This window comes from Metapseudomonas boanensis, from assembly GCF_042232855.1.
Taxonomy (GTDB): domain Bacteria; phylum Pseudomonadota; class Gammaproteobacteria; order Pseudomonadales; family Pseudomonadaceae; genus Metapseudomonas; species Metapseudomonas boanensis.
Genome location: NZ_CP113889.1, coordinates 596,439 through 619,828, shown reverse-complemented (window position 1 = coordinate 619,828; position 23,390 = coordinate 596,439). Strand labels below are relative to the sequence as shown.

Genomic DNA, 23,390 nt, shown 5'->3' with positions numbered 1-23,390 from the left:
CATGGCTTTTCATGTCCACCCTCCAGAGTCCGATTTGCGCGCCTCAGATTGGCGAGCCCGGCAGGCCGGGGTAGTAGGAGCCAGCCGCCACGCCGCCGTCCACCGACAGCTCGCTGCCGTTGCAGTAACTGGCCTCATCGCTGGCGAGGAACAGCGTGGCGCGGGCGATTTCTTCCGGTGCGCCGATGCGTTGTTGCGGCACGGTGCGGTACTGCGGGGCCAGCTCATCGCGCGAGGCACCGGTGGGGTTGGACATCACGGTATCCACGCCACCCGGATGTACCGAGTTGACCCGCACCCCATGCGGGCCGAGTTCCAGCGCCGCGACCTTGGTCAGCCCGCGCACGCCCCACTTGCTCGACACGTAGGCCGCCAGGGCATTCACCCCGCGCAGGCCATCTACGGACGAGATATTGACGATGGAGCCGGCGCCTTGCTCGCGCATGAAGGGCGCCACGGTATGAATGCCGAGGAAGGTGCCGGTGAGGTTGATCGACAGCGCGCGCTCGAAGTCAGCCTTGGACAGCTGTTCGATAGCGCCGAACACCAGGACGGCGGCGTTGTTCACCAGCACGTCGATACGGCCATGGCGCTCTACGGTCTCGCTGACCAGGTGCTGCCAGTCTTCTTCGTTGCGCACATCCAGGCGACGGAAGCTGGCCTTGTCGCCCAGCTCCGCGGCCAGGGCCTGGCCTTCGCTTTCCAGCAGGTCGGCGATGACCACGGTTGCACCTTCCTCGACGAACAGTCGCGAGGTTTGCGCGCCCATGCCGCGTGCGCCGCCGGTGATGATGGCGACCTTGTTTGCCAAACGTTGCATGACTCTCTCCTTGATTAACCCCAATAGGCCTGGCCGCCATCCAGCGGGATGGTGGCGCCAGTCAGATAGCGGGCGTTGTCGCTGACCAGGAAGGCCACGGTGCGGCCGATGTCGTGTTCACAGTCGCCAACGCGGCGTAGCGGAATACTGCTGAAGAAGGCTTGTGCCTCCTCCGGGTTGCCCTCGATCCAGCCGCGCAGGCCGGGAGAGAGGGCGTGGGGGGCGATGACGTTGACGCGGATGCCGTCCACGCCCCATTCGCAGGCAGCAGCCCGGCTGAGGGAGCGGATCGCCTCCTTGGTGGCGGCGTAATGGCCGTAGCCCGAGGCGTCCCAGCGCACGGCGGCAGAAGAGGCCAGATTGATTACCGCGCCGTCGCCCTTGAGGTGCGGGTAGCAGGTACGCATCAGGCGCAGCGTGGCCATCGGACCTGAGTCGATGCCCTTCATGAAGGTTTCGTCGGTGACATCGAGGATGCTGCCCAGCGGCACGATATGGGCGTTGTTGACCAGGATGTTCAGGCCGCCGAAGGCCTCCACCACCTGGGCGACACAGCGGTCGATATCCGTCTGGCTCATTACGTCGCACTCGACCGCCAGGGCGGTGCCACCGCGACGACGGATTTCCGCACAAGTTTCTTCGAGGGTGGCGAGGGTGCGGCCTGCGACGGCGACCTTGGCGCCTTCGGCCGCCAGCGAATAGGCGATGCCTTGACCAACGCCCTGGCCACCGCCGGTCACCAGGGCCACTTTTCCTTGCAGCATGCTCATTGTTGTTCGCTCTTGAATTGAGTGGGAGTGCCGGCCGCGATGCCGGAGATCATTTGCGCGTTGTCGATGCGCAGTTCGGCACCATTGATGAAGCGCGACTCATCCGAGGCCAGGAACAGCACCATGTTGGCGACGTCCTCGGGCATGCACATGCGCGCCATCGGGTTGTCACCGATGCCGAGGGCCGCCGGGTCGAGGTCCGGCACCAGGGCTTGGGTCATCGGCGTCCAGATACCGTCCGGGTGGATCGAATTGCAGCGGATGCGATAGCCGCTGTTCTTGCAATGGATCGCCACGTTGCGGGTGAGGGCGGTGACTGCGCCCTTGGAACTGCTGTAGGAGCACATGGGCGCCAAGCCACCGAGGGCAGCGACCGAGGACATCATGATGATCGAACCACCGTGCTCGTTCTGCTTCATCGCCTCGATGGCGTACTTGCAGCCGAGGAAGTAGCCGTCAGCATTCACCCGCAGCACGCTGCGCCATTGTTGCAGGCTGGTCTGCTCGATGGTCCCGAGCGGGCAGATGGCGGCGTTGTTGACCAGTACGTCGAGCCGGCCGAACTGCGCCAGGGTCTGTTCGATAGCCCGCTGCCAGTGCTCTTCTTCAGCGACGTCGAGTTCGACGAACAGGGCGTTGGCACCAATCTCGGTAGCCAGGGCCTGGCCGGCCTTGCGGTCGATGTCGCCGAGCACCACGCGGGCGCCTTCGGCGGCCAGCAGCAGCGCATCGGCCTTGCCGACGCCGCTGGCGGCGCCAGTGATCAGTACGACCTTGTCTTGAACGCGTTTCATGCAGGGCTCCTCGAGGTTTCCTCTCCGGCCAGGGCAGCGCGCAGGGCGTCTTCGCCGAAGATGGCCGAGATCACGTGATCCAGTTGGGGGTTGCGGCGCAGTTCATTGCCGCCGTCGATGGCCAGACTCTGGCCAGTGGTCCAGCCCGACTCCGGGCCGGCCAGGTAGCGCACCGCACCAGCGATGTCCCCGGGCTTGCCGAGGCGTCCCAGTGGCACCTGCTCGAGGAACGCCTGGCTGAGCTCGGCATTGCCGAACAGATCCGTGGTGGCCTCGCTTTGGAAGAGGCCGGGACGCACCGAGTTGACGCGGATGCCGGCGCTGGCCAGTTCTTCCGCCGCGCTGCGTACCAGGCTTTCCAGGGCGGCCTTGGCGGTGCAGTAGGACGACAGCCAGCGGAAGGTCATCTGCGCAGCGGTGGACGATATGCAGACGATGGAGCCGCCGCCGTTCCTGGCCATCAGCGGGGCGCCCTGGCGGATGGCGAGGAAGGCGCTGACCAGGTTCAGGTGCAGGTCGGCGGTGAAACTGGTCGCGTCATGCTGCAACAGCGGTCGGAAGCCGGCGCCACCGACGGTGGGAATAAGGATGTCGAGGCGCTGCTGCAGGCCGTAAGCCAAGTCCAGCGCGCCTTGCAGGCCGGCTTCCTGGCAGGCGTCGCCAGCATGGCACTCGACCTGGGCATCGGGAACTTGCTGGAGCAGCTCGGTGCGGGCCTTGGCCAGTGCGTCGGCGCGACGTGCCGCCAGTACCACGCTGGCGCCGTCCTTGACCAGGGCCAGCGCACAGGCCTTGGCCAATGCGCCGGTGCCACCGGTGATAAGGGCTGTCTTGCCCTTGAGCGGCGGCGTCATTGCGCCGCTCCCTGCAAGGGCAGGTCCTGGCTCCAGTCCAGCAGCAGTTCGCGCTGGGTGATGTGCCAGAGTCCGTCGATACAGACGAATCGGTCGCGGTAGCGAATCCCCCAGTCGAGCTTGCGGGTCACGCCATCGGCGTCATACAGGTGATTGGCGACGCAGTAGGTCTCGGCGCTGGCCTCCAGTTCCTCCACCTCGGCCAGGTGGTTATGCACATGGTGCTGGGTGACGCTGTAATGGCCCAGGCCATTCATGCCGTCAACGATGGCTGCCACGCCATTGAAGCTGAAACCCGGCCCCTTGAGGACCGCATCGGGGGTGAACAGGCGGGCCAATGCAGCCCAGTCACGTTGATCCACCGCCTGTGCATAACGACAGACGAGTTCGTAGAGCGCTTGCTTGTGCGATGCCTCGGACATGCTGTGAGCCTCCTTATCCATCCTGCGCGGTTGCAGGTGCGGAGAAACTCGCATCGGTGGCGCCGCGCGGCATCGGCCGATTGGACTAATGCCGGGCTGGACGCTGGATCATTAGTCCCCTTGGACGATGAGTCGACGGTGGCAGCCTCCTAATCTGCGGCATCCCCCAACCGGAGCACCACTGATGGCCGACGCAGTTGATACCTACCTCGAGATCGAGCAGATCCGGCAACTGAAGTACCGTTACTTCCGCGCACTGGATTGCCACGACTGGGCGCTGTTCGCCACCTGCCTGGCCGAGGACGTGACCACCGCGCTGGACAGCGGCAAATACAGCTTTTCCGGCCGCGAGGGCTTCGTCGCCGGCCTGCGCGAGCTGATGGACCGGCCCACGCTTTTGTCCAAGCACCACGGCCACCATCCGGAGATCGAACTGGTCGCGCCCGACCGGGCCCGCGGCACCTGGTACCTGGAGGATCACGTGATCGATGTCGAAAACAGCTGGATGGTGCATGGCACGGCCCTCTACCAGGACGAATACGTCAAGCGTGACGGCGCCTGGCAGATTCTTGCGACCGGCTATCGGCGCGTATTCGAGACGGTGACCGCGCCGATTCCACAGCAGTTCAAGGTGATCTCCAGCTGGTTCGGCGTGCCAGGCTGAGCTCAGGCCTGCTGATTCACCCGGCACGTCGCGGCCTGCGCAGGCTTGCCGGCGGCCAATGGGCAGGGGACATGGCGCGATCGCTAGCAAGGTTGGCAGTTGCGTCAGTGTCTCAGTGGGCGTAGCGGTCCTACAGTGAATGCCACACGTTCCTGCACTGTTCCGGAGACCGCTCATGTACCAGAAGACCCTTACCGCCGGCTGGGGTGACATGGACTTCAACTCCCATATGCGCAATACCGCCTACCTGGACAAATCAGCCGACGTCCGCATGATGTATTTCGCCGATTACGGTTTCCCCATGTCCGAATTCCGCCGTCTGCGCCTCGGCCCGGTGGTGATGAAGGACGAACTCGAGTACTTCCGCGAGTGTCACCTGCTCGACGACCTGGTCATCACCATGAGTGCCGCTGGCCTCTCGCCGGATGGCAGTCGGATGCTTCTGCGCAACGAGTTTTTCCGCCAAGACATCCTGGCTGCGCGGGTGACATCCACGGTTGGCTGGTTCGACCTGGAGCAGCGCAAGCTGGTCAAGCCCACCGCCAAGCTGCTGGAGGCGCTCCAGGCTCTGGACCGGACCGACGATTTTCGCGAGCTGCCCAGTAGCAGCCGATAAGGGAGAGGGCCGACATGAGTATCAGTATCGTCCAGCTCGGATCGCCACGAGGCGCTGATGAGGGCTTGCGCATCGGCACGGTACGCAGACCCCCGCGTGGCGTCCCCAAGGCCGAGTTCGCCAGGCGCGATTACTACGACACCTGGCTGCCCCAACTGGCGCCCAGCGCCGAACTGATGGCCGAGGGCAAGTCCGCCACCAGTGAAGAGGACTGGGCACGCTTTGCCAGGCACTACCGCGCTGAAATGTCCGTTGCTGATACATCTCGAGTACTCGATTTGCTGGCGGCACTGTCCCATGGCACTCACTTCGCCGTGGGTTGTTACTGTGAAGACGAGAAGCGCTGCCACCGTTCCCTCCTGCGCGAATTGCTGACTGAACGCGGTGCCGTGATGCGCGATTGAGCCACCGCTCGTCTGGCCTCTGCGGGGTTTGGTCGGCGACCCTGCTCGGCCCCTCCCGCACGGAAAAAGTCCTGGTTGATGCGCGAAGGCCGCTCCGTCTGGCCTTCGCTTGAACTTTCATGCCGTTCGCGTCTGGAAGTCCTACAGCCATTAGCGCAAAATCGCGCCCCGCCGACCGAAGGCGCAGGGTTTTCTGTACCTTCGTTCCTATACTTGTCTCATTCGGCGGTGTCCTTTTTTTCCCTTTTTCTTTGGGTGAATCGTGAAAATTCGAAGTTCGATCGCCAGATTGTTCACGCTGGGTTCGTGCCTGTTCCTGTTGGCAGGTGTCCCGGCCCAGGCCGCAGAGCCAACCCAGCCGGTCCGTGACCCGGCGAAACTGCAGCTGTCCTCACGCAGTGCCGCGCTGGTGGACCTCACCAGCGGCCAGGTGGTCTATGCGCGCAATGCGAACCGGGTGATGCCCATTGCTTCGGTGACCAAATTGATGGTCGCCGTGGTGGTCCTGTCGGCGAAACAGCCTCTGGACGAGGTGCTGACCGTGACCATCCGCGACAACAGGGAAATGCGCGGCATCTACTCGCGAGTACGCCTGGGCAGCCAGCTCAGCCGTCGCGAACTTCTGCATATCGCCCTGATGTCGTCCGAGAATCGCGCTACCTCCACCCTTGCCCACAACTACCCAGGTGGCTACTCGGCTTTCATCGCCGCCATGAACGCAAAGGCCCGGGCGCTGGGCATGAAGAGCACCCGTTATGTCGAGCCCACTGGCCTGTCGCCGCTGAACGTATCGACGGCTAACGACCTGGTGGTTCTGCTGAAGGAAACCCGTAATTACCCGCTGATGACCCAGCTCAGTACCACCGAGAGCAAGATGGTCACCTTCGTCAAACCGCGCTACACCCTCGGTTTTCGCAACACCAATGGCCTAGTGCGCAAGCCGGACTGGAGCATCCAGATGACCAAGACCGGCTTCACGAATGCGGCTGGCCATTGCCTGGTGATGCTCACCCGTATGGACCAGCGCCAGATGGCGCTGGTGTTGCTGGATGCCTACGGCAGGTATACCCATATGGCTGATGCGACCCGCATGCGCCGTTGGATGGAAACCGGCAAGAGTGGCGCGGCGCCGGCAGCGGCCGTGTCCTATCGCAAGCAGAAAGACAAGGATCTGCGGACCGTCCAGGCCAACGTCAAGCAGTAGTGGCGAGCTTTTGATGCCCTCTCCCCCTGGGCGGGGATGAGAGATGTTTGGCGCTGTTCGGACTCTGGAGGGCAGACCTGTGGTCTGCGTGGCGAATGAATTCGCCCCCACAGGGAAACCACAAAGGAAAGAAGCCAGCCGTTACGGCTGGCTTCTTCATTTCAGGCACTTGGACCGATGATCCGCATCATGCTTGCGGTACGGCCTCGCCCGGCAGGCTGTCTGCGCGCTTCTGCACCGCCCGGTGCAGCAAGCTGGAAACCATGAAGCCGATCACCGCCAGCACGCTCATCAGGCTGAACACATAGGTGTAGCCCTGCTCGCCCGGGAAGTGGTCGAGGATGGCGCCGTAGATCACGTAGGCGAACATGCCCGGGGCATAGCCGATCAGGCAGCCGATGCCGAAGGCCGAGCCGGTGATGCGCGAGGGAATCCCCACTTCGCTCATGGGTGCCCAAAACACGCCGCGCATGGTGAAGATGATCAGCGCGAACGACAGGGTGGCGGCCATACCGGCGAAGATGAAGCTCTCGCCTTTGGGAATCGTCAGGATCACCGCCATCAGCGGCAGCAGCGCCAGGAACGCCCACTTCAGGTAGCGGCTCGGGCTCTTGAGGGCCTTGTCCGCCATGAAGCCGCCGGCCGGGCCGCCCAGAACCTTGAGGAAGTACTGGTTGATGATCCCGTAGGCACCCACCAGGGCTACCGGCAGGTGGTACATGTCCTTCAGGTACGGGATGAAGTAGGTCAGGCCGCAGTAGACGATGTAGACCATGAAAACGTTGAGGCTCACCAGCCAGATACCCGGCACGCGCACGGCTTCCAGCAGGCCGGCGAGGCCGATCGTTTCAGTGCTGGCTGCGCCTTTCTTGCTTTCCTTGAGCAGGAACAGGGTGAGCAGGCCGGCGCCGATATCGATCGCCGAGTAGAACAGGATGGCCGACTTCAGGCCGGCCTCGCCGGAGCCCATGGCGACGAACACGCCCAAGGCGGAGAACGCCACCAGGGTATCGACTACGCCACGGCCACCTTCGAGGAAGCCAAACATCCGCCCTTGCTCGTTATCGTCGCCCAGGTTGCGAATGGCCTTGAGCAGCGCAGGCCAGTAGATGCAATCGGCGCAGATGGCGAACAGGCTGAAGACGATCAGCAGTTGGCTGTAGCCGGGAAAGGTAGCCAGATACAGGCCAAGGGCGCCGGTGCCGATCAGGCCCAGTGGAATCAACTTGCGGGTGTCGAAGCGGTCCGCCAGGAAGCCGCCGACCACGAAGAGCGCGGTGGCGATGATGGCGTTGGCGCTGAGCAGGGTACCGATCTCGGTATGCGTCAGGCCCATGTATTCCTGCATGGGCACGTAGAAGGCGTCTTTGAGGTTCGCCAGCTTGTAGATGGTCCCGCCGCCGAGGACGAGGACCAGGAAGCGGAGCCACTTGGCCTTAGCCTGTGCTGTCATTGTTGTTCTCCACAGTTTCCAGGTTGAGATGCCGCCTGCCGCCAAGAGCGGGTCAGGCGTGGGTTTGGCCGGCTTCGGCCAGGGTGAGTTCGGCCAGCACGCGCAGCTCGGTGAGCAGCCCACGCACATGACGGATCTGGTTGTTCGCCCAGCGGTGTTCGTCGGCCATCATGCGGTCGGCGGTGTAGCCTGGCGGCAGCCCGGTTTCGCTCATCTCCCGGTAGGGGATGAAGGGGTCTTCGGCTTCGTCCGACTGGCGAAACGACGGGGCGATGTAGTGGTTTTCCTGCTCCAGGATGAAGGCGATCACCTGTGGCGTCTGCTCGCCGAGCATCAGCAGCTCGAACAGCATCCGCGCGCCGGGCAGGTCGTCTTCAAGGCTGCCGTGCAACACGCCGTAGTGACCGAAGCCGTTCTGCTCGGGAACGATGCGCACGCCCTTGAGGTGCACCTGACGGATGTATGGGGCCAGGGCTTGCAGGGCGGGCAGCGGCTGCTCGCAGGCATTGATCATGTTGCCGAAGTCGAACAGGGCGTTAAGCCGCGGGTTGCCGATCTGGCGCAGCAAATGGGCGATCTCGAAACTCTTGAGTTCCTCGTGCTGCTCGAAGTCGAAGTACAGGTCGTGCTGGTCAGCCAACTGGCTGAGGTACTGGAGGTCGGCCTCGATCAGCGCCATGACCCGCGACAGGTGGCCTTCGTAGCGGGAGTAGACGCGGATGTTGCGAGTGCCGATGGCCCGGGCGATGGCGACTACCTGGTCGACGTCCTCACGGCGGGTGCTGCTGATCTCCAGGTGGACGTCCAGGCCCAGGGTGCTGGCCTTGTCGGCGAAGGCCTGGAGCTGGGTCGGCTTCATCTGCGACAGGCTGTTCTCTTCACCGTCCAGGAGGTGCAGGCTCAGGCCCTGCAATTCGTGGCGGAAGGCGAAGTCCAGCATGTCTTCAGGCTTGAGCCGACCCAGGGTGAGGTTGGTCAGCAGCGGGTAGCCATGGGCGAACAGGCGCAGGCCGTCGAGGCGTTCGAGGAGTCGGCTGGCAAGGGGGGGCGTCAGCAGCGGTGGTGGGGCTTCGCTGCTGGCGTTATGGCTCAGCAGGGTCGCAAAGCGGGCTTGGATAGCGTTCATTCTTGTCATTCCTGAAAAAGGTGCCGGGTTGGCCGGCGCTGCCTTTATCTCTCCGGAATGGCGCTATCGATATAGCCATTATTTTTTAATTGTTATGACCACTTTGGGCGCCGCCGGCTAAAGGCGGTGCCCGAGCTTTTCCAGTGCCCGTGCCAGAGCCTCGACCTTCTCGCCGGCCTGGTGCTCGGGGGTGCCGGCAAAACCGATCAACAGCCCCGGCGGCAGGTAGCGTTTGAGGCAGTAGTCGCCGAGGCCGTAGGTATAGATCTCCTGTCGGGCCAGGCCCCGGGCGAGCGCGTCGTCGTCCAGGTTGTCATCCAGCCAGCCGATCAGGTGCAGGCCGGCCTCCACCGGGTTGACCTTCATGAAGCCGTCCAGGCGGCGCTGCAGTTGTTCCAGCAGGCTGGCCTGGCGAGCTTGGTAGAGCGCGCGCATGCGGCGGATGTGGCCGAGGAAGTGGCCTTCGATCATGAAGTCGGCGGTGGTCGCCTGGTGCAGGGTGGAGGGGCTGCGATCCATCACCGCGCGGATGGCGCAGAAGGGTTCGACCAGCGCCTCAGGGAGGATCACATAGCCCAGCCGCAGGGACGGGTAGAGCACCTTGCTGAAGGTACCTACGTAGATGACCTTCTGCCACTGATCCATGGCGAACAGTGCCGGCAGCGGCCGGCCGACGTAGCGGAATTCGCTGTCGCAGTCGTCTTCGACTATCCAGCCGTGACCACGGCCGGCCCATTCGATCAGCTCCTGCCGGCGGGCGTAGCTCATGGTGATGCCCAGCGGATGCTGGCGCGAGGGTGTGGTGAAGGCCAGGCGAGCGTCAGGGCATTCACGCAGGCCCTGCTGCACGTCCAGGCCCTGGTCGTCGATGCGCAGCGGTACCAGGCGGCAGCCCTGGGCCTGGAAGGCGATGCGCGCGGCGATGTGGCCGGGGTCTTCCATCCACACGCCGTCCTGCGGGTCGAGCAGTAGCATGCCGAGCAGGTTGAAGGCCTGCTGGGCGCCGGAGACGATCACTACCTGATCCACGCTGCACTCGATGCCGCGGGCGTCGAACACGTATTCGACGATGGCCTCGCGTAGGCGCTGCAATCCCTTCAGCTCGCCGTAGCCAAGCAGCGCCTTGGTCGGCTGGCGCAGGTGACGGTTCATCAGGCGCTTCCAGACGGGCAGCGGAAAGGCATCGTAGGCCGGGTGGCTGGGCAGGAAGGAAGTCGGGCACTCGGGCGCCCAAGTGGCGTAGGACACGCCGCTGAAGTGCTCGCTGCGCAGCGAGTGCACGGACTGGCTCAGGCTCGAGAGGCGCGGCGGCTTGCGCGGGGCGTCAGCGGCGGCGTCACGGCGCTCCCATTCATCGCCGACGTAGGTGCCGGCGCCGGTGCGTGGCGCCAGGAAGCCTTCGGCGGTCAACTGGTCGAAGGCGTTGAGGATGGTGATGCGCGACAGCTCCAGGTCCTTGCACAGGGTGCGGGTGGAGGGTAGGCGCGTGCCGCCCGGTAAGCGCCCTGCGAGGATCTGCTTGCGCACTTGCAGGTAGAGTTGACGGTAGAGGGGAACAGCGCTGGCGCGGTCCAGTTCGATACCTGTCAGCAGCATGCCGCCGGGGGACTTCATTGTGTACCTGCCTCGTCATGTCAAACTCGGTCCGGGCGTTGGCCCGGCCGCCTATTGTGCGCCAACCGAGCCACGGAAGGTGGGGTGCTTCAGCCGTTCCGGCCGAGCCGTGTCTCCAGCGTTTGAAGGATGCCCTGCGCCTGCTCATGAATCACCTGCTCGGCGGTATCCACCAGTGCGGAGGAGGGGCGGTATTCCGGACGGATCAACTGCACGCGGAACGGAATCGAGGTACGCAGCCGCCGCATCTGCAAGCCCCGACCGGCCTCATCCAGCGCGCTCAACGGGTTGACGATGGCCAGGCCCAGGCCCTGGCGCACCATGGCACATACGGAAGCGGCGGTGCTGGTTTCCACTACCAGGCGGCGCTCGATGCCGGCGGCGAGGAAGTGTGCATCCAGGCTCTGCCGGTAGATGTCCAGCCCGGAGAGGCTGATGAACGGCTCGCCATGGAAGTCCTCCAATGCCAGTTCCGTCTTGCCCAGCAGCCTGTGCCCCTCGGGCAGCACGCAGACCATGTCGGCGGCCAGCAGTGTCCTGCCACGGGTGCCACGTGGCAGCAGGTCGGTCTCCGACAAGCCAAGGTCATGGCGCTGGCCACTCAGGGATTCTTCCAGCAGGGGCGACTCCTGGGCGCTGATGCTCAGCCGGACGCCGGGGTGACGGGCCAGTAGCGCCTGGCAGAAGCCCGGTAGCAAGGTCTGGGCGAACACCGGCAAACCTGTGATGGACAGCTGCCCCTGCTCGTACTGGCGAATCGCCTGGGCCGCGCCGACGATGCGTTCCAGCCCGGCGTAGGAGCGTTGCACCTCATCGAACAGTTGCAGGCCCTGGGCGGTAGGCGTGAGCCGGCCACCCTCGCGGTCGAACAGGCGAAACCCCAGCAGGTGCTCGAAACGCCCCAGTTCACGGCTGACCGTGGGTTGCGAGGTGAGCAGCAGGCGCGCGGCACCGGTGACGCTGCCAGCGGTCATCACTGCGCGAAACACCTCGATGTGGCGAATGGAAAGCTCCACGGCTATCTCCAGAGTGGGTCTGTGCCATATCAATAATGAATCGAGTATGAATAAATTGGTATTTTTCTGAATCAAGTCGGCTTGCCATCATGGCGGCATCTGAATCCGGAGTCCGCCATGCGCCCGAACATCCCCGCTTCGACCCTTGCCAGCCTCGCCCGTGAACACGGCACCCCGCTGTGGTGCTACGACGCCCAGGTGATTCGCGAGCGCATCGCCCAGCTGCAAGGTTTCGACGTGATCCGCTTTGCCCAGAAGGCCTGCTCCAACCTGAGCATCTTGCGTCTGATGCGTGAAGAGGGCGTGCAGGTGGATGCGGTGTCCCTCGGCGAGATCGAGCGTGCACTGCTGGCGGGCTATTCGCCCAAGGGCGAGCCGGCCGGTGTGGTGCTGACTTGCGATCTGCTCGACCGCGCGACCCTCAAGCGCGTTGTCGAGCTGGGCATAGAAGTCAACGTCGGCTCCATCGACATGCTCACCCAGCTCGGCCAGCAAAGCCCCGGCCATCGCGTATGGCTGCGCATCAACCCCGGCTTCGGCCATGGCCACAGCCAGAAGACCAACACCGGCGGCGAGAACAGCAAGCACGGCATCTGGCACAGCCAACTGGACGCTGCCCTTGCGGTGATCCGCGACTACGGCCTGGTCCTGGTGGGCCTGCATATGCACATCGGCTCCGGGGTGGACTACAGCCACTTGGAGCAGGTGTGCGGCGCCATGGTCGGCGCGGTGCGCGATCTTGGCTGTGACCTGGAGGCGATCTCCGCGGGCGGTGGCCTGTCGATCCCTTATCGCGAGGGTGATGCCTCAGTCGATATCAAGCGCTACGCCGACCTATGGAACCAGGCCCGCCGCGAAATCGAAGGGCTGCTGCGCCACCCGGTGCGCCTGGAGATCGAGCCCGGACGTTTCCTGGTGGCCGAGTCCGGCTGCCTGCTGAGTGAGGTGCGCGCGACCAAGGATGTCGGCAACAACCACTTCGTCATGGTGGATGCCGGCTTCAACGACCTGATGCGTCCGTCCATGTATGGCAGCTTCCACGACATGACCCTGCTGGACGAAGCCGGTAACCCGGTCACTGCCCCGCAGCGCCCGACCGTCGTGGCCGGTCCGCTGTGCGAGTCCGGCGACGTCTTCACCCAGCACGACGGCGGCCTGGTGGCCCCGCGTGCACTGCCGGTGGCCCAGGTCGGTCACCTGCTGCTGATCCACGACACCGGGGCCTATGGCGCATCCATGTCGTCCAACTACAACAGCCGTCCGCTGCTGCCGGAAGTGTTGGTCGATGGCGATGAAGCCCGCCTGATCCGCCGCCGCCAGTCCCTGGCCGACCTGCTGGCGCTGGAGCAGTTCTAAGCCCCGGGTGGAAATCCAGCCGCTGGATTTCCACCTTGTCGGAGCGAATGAATGGGCTATGTCTGCGTTAGCGGTTGCGAGCAATCGACGGTCTTGTAGGAGCGAGCTTGCTCGCGAAAAGGTCCCATTCGCGAGCAAGAGTTAGGCGCTCCCTCGCTCCCACAGTAACCGGCCCCCTTGCTTCCTCTGACCCAACCCGCACAATGCGGCGCCATGAATTACGACTCTCCCCTCGCTGCCTATCAGCAAGCCCTCGAGCAAGGCGGCTTCCAGCCGGATACCGCCCAGCACAATGCCGCTCAATGGCTGCATGCCTGCCATGAGGCCCTTCACGGTTCCGGGCCGGCGACCGGCGTTTATCTCTGGGGCCCGGTAGGGCGCGGCAAGACCTGGTTGATGGACCGCTTCCATCAGAGCCTGCGGGTGCCGTCTCGGCGTCAACATTTCCATCACTTCATGCGCTGGGTGCACCAGCGGCTGTTCCAGCTCACCGGTACGCCCGACCCGCTACACGCCCTGGCCCGCGAGTTGGGCGAGCAGGTGCGGGTGCTGTGCTTCGACGAGCTCTTTGTCAGCGATATCGGCGACGCCATGCTCCTTGGTCGCCTGCTGCAACTGATGTTCGAGGAAGGCGTGGTGCTGGTTGCTACCTCCAACCAGCCGCCGCAGCAGCTCTATGCCGATGGCTTCAACCGCGAGCGCTTCCTCCCGGCCATTGCCGCCATCGAGCGGCACATGCAGGTGGTGGGCGTGGACGGCGGGCAGGACCATCGTCTGCACCCGGGGGTTGCCCATCCGCGTTACTGGGTAGAGCAGCCGGACCAGCCCAGCGCGTTGCATGAGGCGTTCGAACGCCTGGCAGCCGGGCAGGGCGTTTCCACCGAGCCCATCGAGCTCGGTCATCGCTCTGTTCCAGTCGTGCGTCGCTGCAAGGCGGCGGCCTGGCTCCGCTTTGCTGATCTCTGCGAGCAGCCGCTTGCCGCTCTCGATTTCATCGCCCTGTGCGACTGCTTCCCGGCACTGCTGCTGAGCGAGGTGCCCAACCTTAGCGGCCAGCAGCGCGAAGCGCGCATCGCCCGCGGCACCGAGGATGGCGTGGAGCGCGTGGTAGCCGGTGACCGGCAAATGCCTGGGCTGTCGGTCCATGACGACAGCGTGCGCCGTTTCATCGCCTTGGTGGATGAGTGCTACGACCGCCGCGTGCCGCTCTACCTGGAAGCAGCTGTGCCACTGGATGAGCTTTATACTGAGGGCTACCTGGGCTTTCCCTTTCGCCGCACCTTGAGCCGCCTGCAGGAGATGCAGATGCAGCGGTTCTGATGCCGAGCGGGGCACGGTAGTAGCACAATCACCCCAGCCAGGGTCTATACCTGCTGAACACCCACGCAGCAGGAGTCCCCCCATGAGCAGGGTTCTGGACACCGACCACCTGGTGATCTCCGTCAGCGATTTCCCGCGCTCCAAAGAGTTCTACGGCCGGCTGTTCGAGTTCCTCGGCCTGGAGATTTCCAACGAGTACGAGAACGCCATCGGCTGGAAGACTGCAAAGACCCGCTTCTGGATCTTCGCCGCCGATGCCAAGGGCAGAAAGCACAAGCACCGCATCGGTGACGTTGGCTTCCATCACTACGCATTCTTTCTGCGCAGCCGCAAGGACGTGGATGCCCTGCAGATATTCCTCGAGCAGAACGGCGTGACCATCGTGGACCCCGCCGGCGAGTATTACGAGGACTACTACGCCGTGTACTTCCTCGACCCCGATGGCCTCAAACTCGAAGGTATGTGGTGCGGCGGCGAGCATGACTGACCGGGACGATCCGCCTGGCATTCTTCTTTTGCCATCCGCAGGCGACTCGCCGGAACCAGCGACCGATTGCGCCCTGGGCGCGCCTGCCGGACACTAGGCGCCCCGCCTCCCCACAAGGAACACCCCGTGCCCCCACGCCAAGACGAAAACTGGGTCCAGATCTGCCAGGCCGCAGAGCTCGACCCGGATAAGCGCCTTGCTGCCCGGCAAGCCATTCTCGGCCATGCCGATGCCCTGGACTGCACTGTCTACCGTCCGGACGACAATGACCCGGACGCCGAAGAAGAAGACCTGGGCGATGCCCGCGTGCTGTTCACCGGCCCTTTCCAGGCCCCGGCGGACTGGAGCGAGCAGCAACGCGACGACTACTTCGACGACAGCGACCCGGCGCTGTTCTTCAGCGCGCTGATCGAGTGCGAGGCCCAGCCCGCGTCCAAGGCGTTCTTCCTGCCCGAGCCCGGCGACTACGTGGCGGTGATGACCGCGAGCGGGACCGTCGAGATGTACTACCTGTACGACTGCCATGAGGACGACAACGGTCGCGCCTGTGTCCTCATTCGTGATGACGAAGCTTTCGATTGACGCGTTCGCAGGTTGAGCGCAGCGATGCTCATCGTCGCGATTGATAGGTATCGCTGCGCTCAACCCTTCCTACCGGGCTAGAGTCCCAGACGCTGACTTACGGACGGTTGAGCTGAGCACGCTGTTCGCCAGCGACTTCTGGGGGCAGCTACTTTGCCGCTTGGCATACGTGGTACGGCGTCGTCCAGTCCTTCGCCCCGGATGGCGGAAGGTCCTGGACGGCTGTGCCGCCTCTCCCTGGCCTCTGGTGCCCGCTCCTGGCGCTCTGTCGGGCGGTATTCCTCGCCGATGCTTTAATTATCAAGAGCTTAGTATCCTCGATCCAAGAGGAGTTACAGCGGGCTCAGTGATATGCAAAAACGTGCTAAGCATAGATCCAAAAATTTAGTACGATCTTCTCCGCATATACCCCTGGGGGTATCGCTCAAGAGGAGTTCTACCATGCAACCGCGCGTCGAAGCTTTCTTCGATCCTGCCACCAGCACCTACAGCTATGTCGTCAGCGACCCAGCGACCCAACGCTGTGCCATCATCGATTCGGTGCTCGATTACGACCCGGCTGCGGGGCGGACCTCGTTCGAGAGTGCGAAGCGCCTGGTCGCCTACGTGCGTGAGCAGGGCCTGACCGTCGACTGGCTGCTGGAAACCCACGTCCACGCCGACCACCTTTCCGCTGCGCCCTATCTCCAGCGCGAACTGGGAGGCCAGTTGGCCATCGGCGAGCTGATCACGGTGGTCCAGGACACCTTCGGCAAGCTGTTCAACGCCGGCACTGAGTTCGCCACCGACGGTCGGCAGTTCGATCGGCTGTTCAAGGATGGCGACCGCTTCCAGGTTGGTACCGTCGAATCACGTGCCATCCATACGCCCGGCCACACCCCGGCGTGTATGACCTACGTCATCGGTGATGCAGCCTTCGTCGGTGACACGCTATTCATGCCCGACTATGGCACGGCCCGCTGCGATTTCCCCGGCGGCGATGCGCGGGCGATGTTCCACTCTATCCATCGGTTGTTCGAGTTGCCGGACGATACCCGCCTGTTCATGTGCCATGACTACAAGGCCCCAGGGCGCGATGACTATCGCTTCGAAACCACGGTGGCCGAGCAGCGTGAGCACAATGTCCATGCGCACCAGGGCGTCAGCGAGGACGCCTTCGTGGCGATGAGAAACGCTCGTGATGCCACCCTCGACATGCCGGCGCTGATCCTGCCTTCGGTCCAGGTGAACATGCGGGCGGGCCAGTTACCGCCTGCCGAGGATAATGGCGTCCGTTACCTGAAGATCCCGCTCGATGTGCTCTGAAGTGATGGCCTTGCAGATCGCCATTGTTGCGAGATCGACCCAATGAGGCTGCGCCGCTGGTTCCCCAGCCTGGACTGGGGCCGTCGTTACGACCGTGCAACCGCTGCGCAGGACGGACTGGCGGCGTTGATCGTTACCCTGATGCTGGTACCACAGAGCCTGGCCTACGCCATGCTGGCAGGGCTCCCGCCGGCGACCGGCCTGTATGCCAGCATCCTGCCGTTGCTCGCCTACGCGCTGTTCGGCTCCAGCCGGACTTTGGCGGTGGGGCCGGTGGCAGTGGTGTCGTTGATGACCGCTGCCGCACTCGATCCACTGTTCCCGGCGGGCAGTTCCGGGTATATGGGGGCGGCCATGCTGCTGGCGGCGCTCTCCGGGTTGATCCTGGCGGGGATGGCTCTGCTGCGGCTGGGCTTTATCGCCAACTTTCTCAGCCATCCGGTGATCTCCGGCTTCATCAGTGCCTCCGGCATCCTGATCGCCGTGGGGCAGCTCAAGCACATCCTTGGCATCTCCGCCTCCGGCGATACCCTGCTGGAATTGCTGCCGGCGCTGGTGCACAACCTGCCGGGAGTCCATCTGACCACGCTGGCGATTGGGACCTGCAGCCTGCTCTGGTTGTGGTGGGCCCGGAGTCGGCTAAGACCATTGCTCGAGCACCGTGGCGTCAGCGCACGCCTTGCCGGCAACCTGGCCAAGGCTGGGCCGGTGTTGGCGATCATCGCGTCGATTGCCACGGTCACGGTATTCGGTCTGGAGGAAGGCGGGGTCAAGGTGGTAGGCACTGTTCCTCGGGGGCTACCGGGGCTCGCATTGCCTTCGCTCGACCTCGATCTGGCCCTGCAGCTGCTGCCGGCGGCGTTATTGATCAGCCTGGTGGGGTTTGTCGAGTCCGTATCCGTTGCGCAGACACTGGCGGCCAAGCGTCGCCAGCGCATCGATCCGGACAACGAATTGATGGGCCTGGGTGCGGGGAATCTCGCTGCAGCCTTCAGTGGTGGGTTCCCGGTCACTGGCGGCTTCGCCCGCTCGGTGGTCAACTTCGATGCCGGTGCGCAAACTCCCATGGCAGGCGTATTTACTGCCGCTGGTATCGCGTTCAGCGTGCTGCTGTTCACCCCGCTGCTGCACAACCTGCCACAGGCTGTGCTGGCGGCGACCATCATCGTCGCGGTGTTGAGCCTGGTCGATTTCAAGTCGCTGCGACATACCTGGCGCTATTCCCACCAGGATGGCGCGGCCCAGGCGGCGACGATGGCGGGCGTGCTGCTGATCGGCGTGGAGGCAGGCATCCTGCTCGGCGTCGGGATTTCGTTGCTGCTTTTCCTCTGGCGTACGAGCCGCCCGCACATGGCCGTTGTCGGTCAGTTGCCGGGGAGCGAGCATTTCCGCAACGTTGCCCGCTTCGAAGTGGTGGAGAGCCCGAGCGTGCTCTCGCTGCGGGTCGATGAAAGCCTTTATTTCCCCAATGCCCGCTATCTCGAGGAGCGTGTCGGGGAGCTGGTCGCCACGCGGCCGCAGGTGCGTCATCTGGTGCTGATGTGTTCTGGCGTCAACCTGATCGACGCCAGCGCGCTGGACTCGCTGTACGCCATCGTCGAACGGCTGGATGCCGCCGGGGTGCAGCTGCACCTGTCTGAGGTGAAGGGCCCGGTGATGGATCAGCTAAGGCGTTCCGATTTCCTGGAGCGCTTTGGTGGGCAAGTGTTCGTCAGCCAGTTCGACGCCTTGCGCACCCTGGACCCGGCGGTTGCTACAAGGACCTTGCAGGGCTCGTTGCAGGCCCGCCAGTGACGCCATCAAGCCCGGCAGGTCTGAGCTCATCAGACCAGCCGGGCATCGCCCTCAGCGATCTTTTCCGGTGCTCCGAAGAAGCCCTTCCAACCGCTGCATGCGTTGGTACATTCGAATCAGGAAGCCTGCTTCGAATGCATTGCGCGGTCGGCCCGCCGGAACTCGGTCGCGCAGATACATGAAGCTTGCCCAGGGCGAGGATTTTGCCTGCTTCAGGCATGTCTCGGCAGCGCTCATGCCTCGCTGGAGGTCGTCGGCGTGACGAGCCTGCCAGAGGTTCAGCGGCAGTTCGCGGCAATGGGCGGTGGCCGGGATAACGGTCAGCTTCTCTACCTTCAGGCCCGCGCTGTCATCCTGAAAGGGGAACGGTATGGGTTTCAACGCGGCTTGTTCAAATTTCAGATGGGCATCCATCAGCAGGGCTTCTACGCCATCGAACGCCATGCCGAATTCCTGAGCCTCCCGCCGCCCTTTGGCACAGAGCGTCCGCATACGTTGGATGAGCTGAGTGACCTGGACCAACCTATAGGTACCGAGCGCGCGGATTTCCTCCGCAGGGGAGTCAGCGTTCACCACCAAAATGTCATCGGGAAAATCGTCAGGCTTGGGAAAGACCGGGGGTGTTGTCATCACGGCTGCCTCCTGACTTGGGCTTCGCACGATATGTGCAGGAGTTGGCCAGGTGATGTGCAGCCGGTGACTGCAGGCGGGGCATATCGCCGGCAGGTGGGGCGGGGCGAACGGCGGTGGGGCGCGTATGTAAAAAATGAGACGTGCATATCCATGCTTCCTCGCGTGATTGAGGAGCCGCCAGATACCGTTGCGACACGATAGGGTGGCGGGCCAATGCAGGGGTCGCAAACCGGTCACGCGAGGAACAACCCGGCAAGGCCTGAGCCTTCCCTGCACGGCCCGCCATGGACGAACGAGAACATCAGGTCGATGGCTACTTCGGCCTGGAGATCATGGCGTTACCGCGCCCTGCATGAGTCCCGGGTTGCGACACCCGTGTCGTGGTCTGAGCCACGACGGACGGGGACTCTAGCGAGGGCGTCTGTAAGCACTCAAGGCTAAATGGTTGTATGAAATTTCTCTACATATCGAGGAAATTGTGGGTTAGAAGTGTTGCGTAGGAAGTGACCGGCCAGGAATGTAGGACTTGCCCAGCAAACCTGATTTCAGTCCACGTACGATCTGCCGACGATGCGGCGCTGTGTGCGCCATGTACTGCTAACCTCACCCCCATGTACGGGGGTGAGGCGGAGAGTCACGTTGTGCGGAGGTGAATCCTTACTACTTCGCGGGCATGCCCATCATGTGCGACTGCTGTTCCATCATTTTCATCATCATCTGACCCATGCCCATGTGGCCGCCACCCATTCCCATCCCCATCCCTTTGCTCATGCCCATCCCCATCCCAGGGCAGTTAACGTCACTCTGCGCAGACATCATGCCCATGCTTTCGCGCATGACGTTCATGCTTTCCAGCATGGCGGCGCGGCGTTCCTCCGGCGTCTTGGCCGCTGCGACCTTATCGTGGGCGGCCTGCATCTTCTTCATCTGCTCGGATATTGCCTGCTCCGTCACTGCTGGAGTCGATGCGGTCGTTTCGGCCGGTGCGGTCGTCTTGGGCTCCTCTGCCGCAAAGCCAACCAGCGTGGCGCTGGCCAGGGTCGCGGCGACCAGCAGTTTCAACTGAGTGTTCATCGTGTCTCTCCTTAGGGCAGCTGCAGATCAGTGGTACTCATTTGCCAGCCTAGACCGACCGGAACAGTCAGCTTTGCGCTACATCAAGCGGGCGTGTAATTGTCAGGCGCCGGGGTTGGGGGAGTTCCACGCCGCTGGTTTGTCGTCTCGTGGGTCACGAGGCCAGAAACGCTGGGGGCCACGGCACCTTTCGGCAGTTTGCCGAGAATTAGCCGGGCAGCGCTTGATGAAAGCTCTATAGTCAATTGGCTGCTCTGCAAATTGTCACCGCGATGCTGATCTGATGTCCGCTTTTCTCATCTCCTCGGTTTCCCTCTAATTCTTTGCATTCAGCCCGGCAGGCCGCGCCCGGTCATCGTCGGTTGTCCCATCACCCTGGAGATTCAAAATGTCCAATCGTCAAAGCGGCACCGTCAAATGGTTCAACGAAGAGAAGGGCTACGGCTTCATTACGCCGACGGAGGGGCCCGATCTGTTCGTGCATTTCCGCGCCATCGAAGGCTCAGGCTACAAGACGCTGGCTGAAGGCCAGGCCGTGACCTTCGTGGTCACCAAGGGTGAAAAAGGCCTGCAGGCTGATCAGGTCCAACCCGCCTGAGCATCAACCGAGTTTCATTTGCGCGGGGTTTCCTGACCCCGTGCTTGGCCCTGCGTCCTGCACCCGACGGGGCAATGAGCAGGGCGCAAGGAGCGAGAGCGTGGCTAAACCCGCAATAGACCCGCTGCTGCTGAGCACCGTGCTGATCCGCACATTCAATGGTGAACAAGGCCTGACCAATGCCACTGGGTTTCTGTTCACCCGAGGCGAGCGACTGTTCCTGGTGACCAGCGGACACGTCCTGTTCGATGAACCGAGTGGCCATTTCCCCAGCCACCTGACCGTGGAGCTGCACACCAGTGCGGAAAACCTGGCGGAGGTGACCCAAGTCTGGATCCCGCTTTACTGCGAGGGGAAGGGCCTCTGGCATCAGGCTACTGACAGTTCCGGCCAGGTCGATGTGGCAACGCTCGAGCTGGATCGAAGCCTTTTGCCGGCCTCCGCGCTTTACCGGCCCTTCAGTGAACACCAACTGCTCAAGCCGGGCGATCAGGTCGAGGTGGGCACCTCGTTGCTGGTGATCGGTTATCCACTCGGTTTTCACGATGCGCTGCACCGTACACCGGTGGTACGGCACGGCATTGTTGCGTCAGCCTTTGGGCTGCGCTTCCATGGCAAAGGCTACTTTCTGGTCGATGCCCGCACACACCGGGGAAGTAGCGGTGCCCCTGTCGTGATGCGCGCGACAGCGCCGTTCGAGGCGGACTTTCCCTGGATATTGCTCGGGGTGCATTCAGCCCGCCTGGACGAAGGCTCACGTGATGCGCTGCAGGACGAGGCCCTGGGGCTCAACGCTGTGTGGTACGCCGACATCCTGATGTTGCTGAGCCAGGGATAAAACGGCGCCCCACCCTTAAAGAAGCATCCTATCGCCAGGAAAAGCGCATACTCGGCCAAGAGGCAGAATGTGTGGGACCATTTGTCCGGTTGATTCATTAGCGGACGCTGTACCGAAATTCTGCCCGCTCGCTAAAGGAAACCATCATGACGAATCCCGTGATTGACCGGGCCAGGGCGGCCCTCGAAGAACAAGTAGCGTCTTTCCTTTCCAACGGAGGGGAAATCCAAAGCGTCCCGCATGGCGCAACGGGCGAAAAGTCCAAGACCCCCTGGGCGAGGGGGCATCAGCGCAGTGCACTTCCGGAGGCGTCCACCGATCCTCAAGCGACCCCGCAGGAAACGCCCGGCTAACCCCAACCTTCAGCGACTGGGCCAAGCCCTCTGAGGGTCCCCGGCCGCCAGCTGGAACTGCCGACGCAGCCAGCGCCGCAAGGGGGCGGCGCCGGTGCGTTCATGCCAGATTGGGTAGCTCCAGCGGTAGCGCGTGAATGCGCAGGCCAGCATGCCTTGCAACCGCTTCTTCTGCTAATGAGAGCAGGCGGGCCCGAAGCAAGCGCGGTGCTCAAGCACTTCCATGCCGCAGGCAGGTCAACGACGTCCATCTGCCAAGGCCCGGGCACCCTCGGCGGCCTTCCAGCCTGCTTGTTGGGCCAGGCGGCTCTCCGCTTCGCGGGCACCGCTCCAACACTTCAGGCCAGAACCGCCTCGATGCCGGGATGTGCATAGTCGGGCAGGGTAGGGGGCGGCAGTGTTTCGCGGCCGTCCAGCGAATGGACGGTCAACCCGGCGGAGAGTGGAAAGTGCAGGCTGTGGGTCAGCAATCCGGTGCGTTCCCGGGCCGGCAGGTGACAAAGCGCCAATGCTGTTTCGGCCAAGTACTCCACCCGCTCGGTCGGGTAGCTCTCCGGGATGTAACGCGCGGCGCCCGGGGTGAGGATTGCAGTGCTTGGGGCCACCAGATTCACGGCGATGTTGTCAGCCTCCAGCTCCGCCGCCAGCCCTTGGGTAAAGCGCGCCAGTGCCGCTTTTGCAGCGGCATAGACACTGGTCCCGCCAACGCGCGCGAAGTCGTCATACGGTTTCAGGGGCGGCAGTGCAGTGACGGAGCCGAGGTTGACGATCCAGCCAGCGCCACGCTGGCGCATCAGCGGAATCGCTGCCTTGCTCAGCGCGAAGGGAATGCGCAGGTAATGGTCCAGCGTGCGCTCGTAAACCTCCAGCGGCATTTCTTCGACACGGCTGTAATCCGCTACTCCGGCATTGTTCACCAGAATGTCCAGCCCACCAGCCAGCTGCGCGGCAAGGGCTGGCAGAGCATCTCGGTCGGCCGCATTGGTCAGGTCCAGCGCCAGGGGGATTGCCCGGCCACCGGCCTGCTCGATCAGGGCCACCGTCTCGGCCAGCGTCCCGCTCATGCTGGCTGAATGTTCCAGGCTTCGCGCCACAGCGACGACAGTGGCGCCTTCAGCCGCCAGGCGCTGGGCAATGGCGCGGCCGATGCCGCGGCTGGCGCCGGTGACCAGCGCGACTTTGCCACTCAGCTTGGGCGTACGGGTATGGGGCATGGCTCATCTCCTCGGGTTTGGATGAGCCGATTGTGCGTGCACGTGCTGCTCGCAACCGCCGCCCGGTCACTCAGCGAGC

At 63.6% G+C, this 23,390-nt stretch carries 25 protein-coding genes; 13 read left to right on the top strand and 12 right to left on the bottom strand.

What is annotated here, in order from left to right; all coding sequences use genetic code 11:
• Window positions 1–43: 43 nt before the first annotated feature.
• Genes OXH74_RS02830 through OXH74_RS02810 form a run of 5 tightly spaced genes read right to left on the bottom strand, consistent with a single transcriptional unit; the run spans window position 44 to window position 3,660 of the window.
• On the bottom strand, window positions 44–820 hold the full coding sequence (locus OXH74_RS02830) for an SDR family NAD(P)-dependent oxidoreductase (RefSeq protein ID WP_375740001.1): 777 nt from the start codon (window positions 818–820) through the stop codon (window positions 44–46).
• A 14-nt stretch (window positions 821–834) separates the two neighbouring features.
• Window positions 835–1,590 (bottom strand): SDR family NAD(P)-dependent oxidoreductase, encoded by a 756-nt coding sequence (locus tag OXH74_RS02825; protein WP_215372755.1) that lies wholly within the window; start codon window positions 1,588–1,590, stop codon window positions 835–837.
• A complete protein-coding gene (locus OXH74_RS02820) occupies window positions 1,587–2,384 on the bottom strand; it encodes an SDR family oxidoreductase (protein ID WP_375740000.1) in 798 nt (265 codons plus the stop codon). Before OXH74_RS02820 ends, OXH74_RS02825 begins: the two co-directional genes overlap by 4 nt.
• Entirely contained in the window at window positions 2,381–3,238 is an 858-nt protein-coding gene (locus OXH74_RS02815; protein WP_375739999.1) for an SDR family NAD(P)-dependent oxidoreductase, read from the bottom strand. The genes OXH74_RS02820 and OXH74_RS02815 overlap by 4 nt, the downstream gene beginning before the upstream one ends.
• Window positions 3,235–3,660 carry a nuclear transport factor 2 family protein gene (locus OXH74_RS02810; RefSeq protein ID WP_215372752.1) on the bottom strand — a complete coding sequence of 142 codons (426 nt, stop codon included), beginning with the start codon at window positions 3,658–3,660 and terminating at the stop codon, window positions 3,235–3,237. Before OXH74_RS02810 ends, OXH74_RS02815 begins: the two co-directional genes overlap by 4 nt.
• Before the next feature lie 184 nt (window positions 3,661–3,844).
• On the opposite strand from OXH74_RS02810, the gene OXH74_RS02805 reads away from it, so the two are divergent.
• The 4 genes from OXH74_RS02805 to pbpG all read left to right on the top strand — a co-directional run bounded on the left by OXH74_RS02805 (window position 3,845) and on the right by pbpG (window position 6,548).
• Window positions 3,845–4,324: a nuclear transport factor 2 family protein gene (locus tag OXH74_RS02805; RefSeq protein WP_375739998.1), complete on the top strand. Its 480-nt coding sequence runs from the start codon at window positions 3,845–3,847 to the stop codon at window positions 4,322–4,324.
• Between the two features lie 175 nt (window positions 4,325–4,499).
• Window positions 4,500–4,940 (top strand): thioesterase family protein, encoded by a 441-nt coding sequence (locus tag OXH74_RS02800; protein WP_375739997.1) that lies wholly within the window; start codon window positions 4,500–4,502, stop codon window positions 4,938–4,940.
• Between the two features lie 14 nt (window positions 4,941–4,954).
• Window positions 4,955–5,344, top strand: coding sequence for a DUF488 domain-containing protein (locus OXH74_RS02795; RefSeq protein ID WP_375739996.1), 390 nt, complete (start codon window positions 4,955–4,957; stop codon window positions 5,342–5,344).
• Between the two features lie 262 nt (window positions 5,345–5,606).
• Window positions 5,607–6,548, top strand: coding sequence for a D-alanyl-D-alanine endopeptidase (pbpG, locus tag OXH74_RS02790; protein ID WP_375739995.1), 942 nt, complete (start codon window positions 5,607–5,609; stop codon window positions 6,546–6,548).
• Between the two features lie 187 nt (window positions 6,549–6,735).
• Here the strand turns inward: pbpG and OXH74_RS02785 are convergent, their stop codons facing one another.
• The 4 genes from OXH74_RS02785 to OXH74_RS02770 all read right to left on the bottom strand — a co-directional run bounded on the left by OXH74_RS02785 (window position 6,736) and on the right by OXH74_RS02770 (window position 11,757).
• A complete protein-coding gene (locus OXH74_RS02785) occupies window positions 6,736–8,001 on the bottom strand; it encodes an MFS transporter (protein ID WP_375739994.1) in 1,266 nt (421 codons plus the stop codon).
• A gap of 52 nt (window positions 8,002–8,053) precedes the next feature.
• Window positions 8,054–9,127, bottom strand: coding sequence for a sugar phosphate isomerase/epimerase family protein (locus OXH74_RS02780; protein ID WP_375739993.1), 1,074 nt, complete (start codon window positions 9,125–9,127; stop codon window positions 8,054–8,056).
• A 117-nt stretch (window positions 9,128–9,244) separates the two neighbouring features.
• Entirely contained in the window at window positions 9,245–10,741 is a 1,497-nt protein-coding gene (locus OXH74_RS02775) for a PLP-dependent aminotransferase family protein (protein WP_375739992.1), read from the bottom strand.
• An 89-nt stretch (window positions 10,742–10,830) separates the two neighbouring features.
• Window positions 10,831–11,757 (bottom strand): LysR family transcriptional regulator, encoded by a 927-nt coding sequence (locus tag OXH74_RS02770; RefSeq protein WP_375739991.1) that lies wholly within the window; start codon window positions 11,755–11,757, stop codon window positions 10,831–10,833.
• Window positions 11,758–11,874: 117 nt separating this feature from the next.
• Between OXH74_RS02770 and lysA the strand changes: the two genes are divergently transcribed.
• The 6 genes from lysA to OXH74_RS02740 all read left to right on the top strand — a co-directional run bounded on the left by lysA (window position 11,875) and on the right by OXH74_RS02740 (window position 18,601).
• Entirely contained in the window at window positions 11,875–13,113 is a 1,239-nt protein-coding gene (gene lysA, locus OXH74_RS02765; protein ID WP_375739990.1) for a diaminopimelate decarboxylase, read from the top strand.
• A gap of 213 nt (window positions 13,114–13,326) precedes the next feature.
• On the top strand, window positions 13,327–14,433 hold the full coding sequence (gene zapE, locus OXH74_RS02760; RefSeq protein ID WP_375739989.1) for a cell division protein ZapE: 1,107 nt from the start codon (window positions 13,327–13,329) through the stop codon (window positions 14,431–14,433).
• Window positions 14,434–14,515: 82 nt separating this feature from the next.
• A complete protein-coding gene (locus OXH74_RS02755) occupies window positions 14,516–14,920 on the top strand; it encodes a VOC family protein (protein WP_375739988.1) in 405 nt (134 codons plus the stop codon).
• 159 nt (window positions 14,921–15,079) lie between these two features.
• On the top strand, window positions 15,080–15,502 hold the full coding sequence (locus OXH74_RS02750; protein WP_375741710.1) for a hypothetical protein: 423 nt from the start codon (window positions 15,080–15,082) through the stop codon (window positions 15,500–15,502).
• A gap of 441 nt (window positions 15,503–15,943) precedes the next feature.
• Window positions 15,944–16,807, top strand: a complete 864-nt coding sequence (locus tag OXH74_RS02745) for an MBL fold metallo-hydrolase (RefSeq protein WP_375739987.1) — start codon at window positions 15,944–15,946, stop codon at window positions 16,805–16,807.
• Window positions 16,808–16,849: 42 nt separating this feature from the next.
• Window positions 16,850–18,601, top strand: coding sequence for a SulP family inorganic anion transporter (locus tag OXH74_RS02740; RefSeq protein ID WP_375739986.1), 1,752 nt, complete (start codon window positions 16,850–16,852; stop codon window positions 18,599–18,601).
• A 51-nt stretch (window positions 18,602–18,652) separates the two neighbouring features.
• On the opposite strand, the gene OXH74_RS02735 is transcribed toward OXH74_RS02740, so the two are convergent.
• On the bottom strand, window positions 18,653–19,231 hold the full coding sequence (locus OXH74_RS02735; protein WP_375741709.1) for a LasR-specific antiactivator QslA: 579 nt from the start codon (window positions 19,229–19,231) through the stop codon (window positions 18,653–18,655).
• 663 nt (window positions 19,232–19,894) lie between these two features.
• Window positions 19,895–20,308 carry a hypothetical protein gene (locus OXH74_RS02730; protein ID WP_375739985.1) on the bottom strand — a complete coding sequence of 138 codons (414 nt, stop codon included), beginning with the start codon at window positions 20,306–20,308 and terminating at the stop codon, window positions 19,895–19,897.
• A 388-nt stretch (window positions 20,309–20,696) separates the two neighbouring features.
• Here OXH74_RS02730 and OXH74_RS02725 point away from each other — a divergent pair, with 388 nt between their 5' ends.
• The 3 genes from OXH74_RS02725 to OXH74_RS02715 all read left to right on the top strand — a co-directional run bounded on the left by OXH74_RS02725 (window position 20,697) and on the right by OXH74_RS02715 (window position 22,097).
• Window positions 20,697–20,906: a cold-shock protein gene (locus OXH74_RS02725; RefSeq protein ID WP_375739984.1), complete on the top strand. Its 210-nt coding sequence runs from the start codon at window positions 20,697–20,699 to the stop codon at window positions 20,904–20,906.
• Window positions 20,907–21,006: 100 nt separating this feature from the next.
• Window positions 21,007–21,744 carry a trypsin-like serine peptidase gene (locus OXH74_RS02720; protein WP_375739983.1) on the top strand — a complete coding sequence of 246 codons (738 nt, stop codon included), beginning with the start codon at window positions 21,007–21,009 and terminating at the stop codon, window positions 21,742–21,744.
• 146 nt (window positions 21,745–21,890) lie between these two features.
• The gene (locus OXH74_RS02715) at window positions 21,891–22,097 is read left to right on the top strand and encodes a hypothetical protein (protein ID WP_375739982.1); all 207 of its coding nucleotides are present in this window, start codon (window positions 21,891–21,893) and stop codon (window positions 22,095–22,097) included.
• Between the two features lie 338 nt (window positions 22,098–22,435).
• Here the strand turns inward: OXH74_RS02715 and OXH74_RS02710 are convergent, their stop codons facing one another.
• Window positions 22,436–23,311 (bottom strand): SDR family NAD(P)-dependent oxidoreductase, encoded by an 876-nt coding sequence (locus tag OXH74_RS02710; RefSeq protein WP_375739981.1) that lies wholly within the window; start codon window positions 23,309–23,311, stop codon window positions 22,436–22,438.
• Window positions 23,312–23,390: the final 79 nt, after the last annotated feature.

Bases quoted from the DNA above. Each gene is read 5' to 3' on its own strand.
- OXH74_RS02830 (WP_375740001.1), bottom strand. From the start codon at position 820: ATGCAACGTTTGGCAAACAAGGTCGCCATCATCACCGGCGGCGCACGC.
- OXH74_RS02825 (WP_215372755.1), bottom strand. From the start codon at position 1,590: ATGAGCATGCTGCAAGGAAAAGTGGCCCTGGTGACCGGCGGTGGCCAG.
- OXH74_RS02820 (WP_375740000.1), bottom strand. From the start codon at position 2,384: ATGAAACGCGTTCAAGACAAGGTCGTACTGATCACTGGCGCCGCCAGC.
- OXH74_RS02815 (WP_375739999.1), bottom strand. From the start codon at position 3,238: ATGACGCCGCCGCTCAAGGGCAAGACAGCCCTTATCACCGGTGGCACC.
- OXH74_RS02810 (WP_215372752.1), bottom strand. From the start codon at position 3,660: ATGTCCGAGGCATCGCACAAGCAAGCGCTCTACGAACTCGTCTGTCGT.
- OXH74_RS02805 (WP_375739998.1), top strand. From the start codon at position 3,845: ATGGCCGACGCAGTTGATACCTACCTCGAGATCGAGCAGATCCGGCAA.
- OXH74_RS02800 (WP_375739997.1), top strand. From the start codon at position 4,500: ATGTACCAGAAGACCCTTACCGCCGGCTGGGGTGACATGGACTTCAAC.
- OXH74_RS02795 (WP_375739996.1), top strand. From the start codon at position 4,955: ATGAGTATCAGTATCGTCCAGCTCGGATCGCCACGAGGCGCTGATGAG.
- OXH74_RS02785 (WP_375739994.1), bottom strand. From the start codon at position 8,001: ATGACAGCACAGGCTAAGGCCAAGTGGCTCCGCTTCCTGGTCCTCGTC.
- OXH74_RS02780 (WP_375739993.1), bottom strand. From the start codon at position 9,127: ATGAACGCTATCCAAGCCCGCTTTGCGACCCTGCTGAGCCATAACGCC.
- OXH74_RS02775 (WP_375739992.1), bottom strand. From the start codon at position 10,741: ATGAAGTCCCCCGGCGGCATGCTGCTGACAGGTATCGAACTGGACCGC.
- lysA (WP_375739990.1), top strand. From the start codon at position 11,875: ATGCGCCCGAACATCCCCGCTTCGACCCTTGCCAGCCTCGCCCGTGAA.
- zapE (WP_375739989.1), top strand. From the start codon at position 13,327: ATGAATTACGACTCTCCCCTCGCTGCCTATCAGCAAGCCCTCGAGCAA.
- OXH74_RS02755 (WP_375739988.1), top strand. From the start codon at position 14,516: ATGAGCAGGGTTCTGGACACCGACCACCTGGTGATCTCCGTCAGCGAT.
- OXH74_RS02745 (WP_375739987.1), top strand. From the start codon at position 15,944: ATGCAACCGCGCGTCGAAGCTTTCTTCGATCCTGCCACCAGCACCTAC.
- OXH74_RS02740 (WP_375739986.1), top strand. From the start codon at position 16,850: ATGAGGCTGCGCCGCTGGTTCCCCAGCCTGGACTGGGGCCGTCGTTAC.
- OXH74_RS02735 (WP_375741709.1), bottom strand. From the start codon at position 19,231: ATGACAACACCCCCGGTCTTTCCCAAGCCTGACGATTTTCCCGATGAC.
- OXH74_RS02730 (WP_375739985.1), bottom strand. From the start codon at position 20,308: ATGAACACTCAGTTGAAACTGCTGGTCGCCGCGACCCTGGCCAGCGCC.
- OXH74_RS02725 (WP_375739984.1), top strand. From the start codon at position 20,697: ATGTCCAATCGTCAAAGCGGCACCGTCAAATGGTTCAACGAAGAGAAG.
- OXH74_RS02715 (WP_375739982.1), top strand. From the start codon at position 21,891: ATGACGAATCCCGTGATTGACCGGGCCAGGGCGGCCCTCGAAGAACAA.
- OXH74_RS02710 (WP_375739981.1), bottom strand. From the start codon at position 23,311: ATGCCCCATACCCGTACGCCCAAGCTGAGTGGCAAAGTCGCGCTGGTC.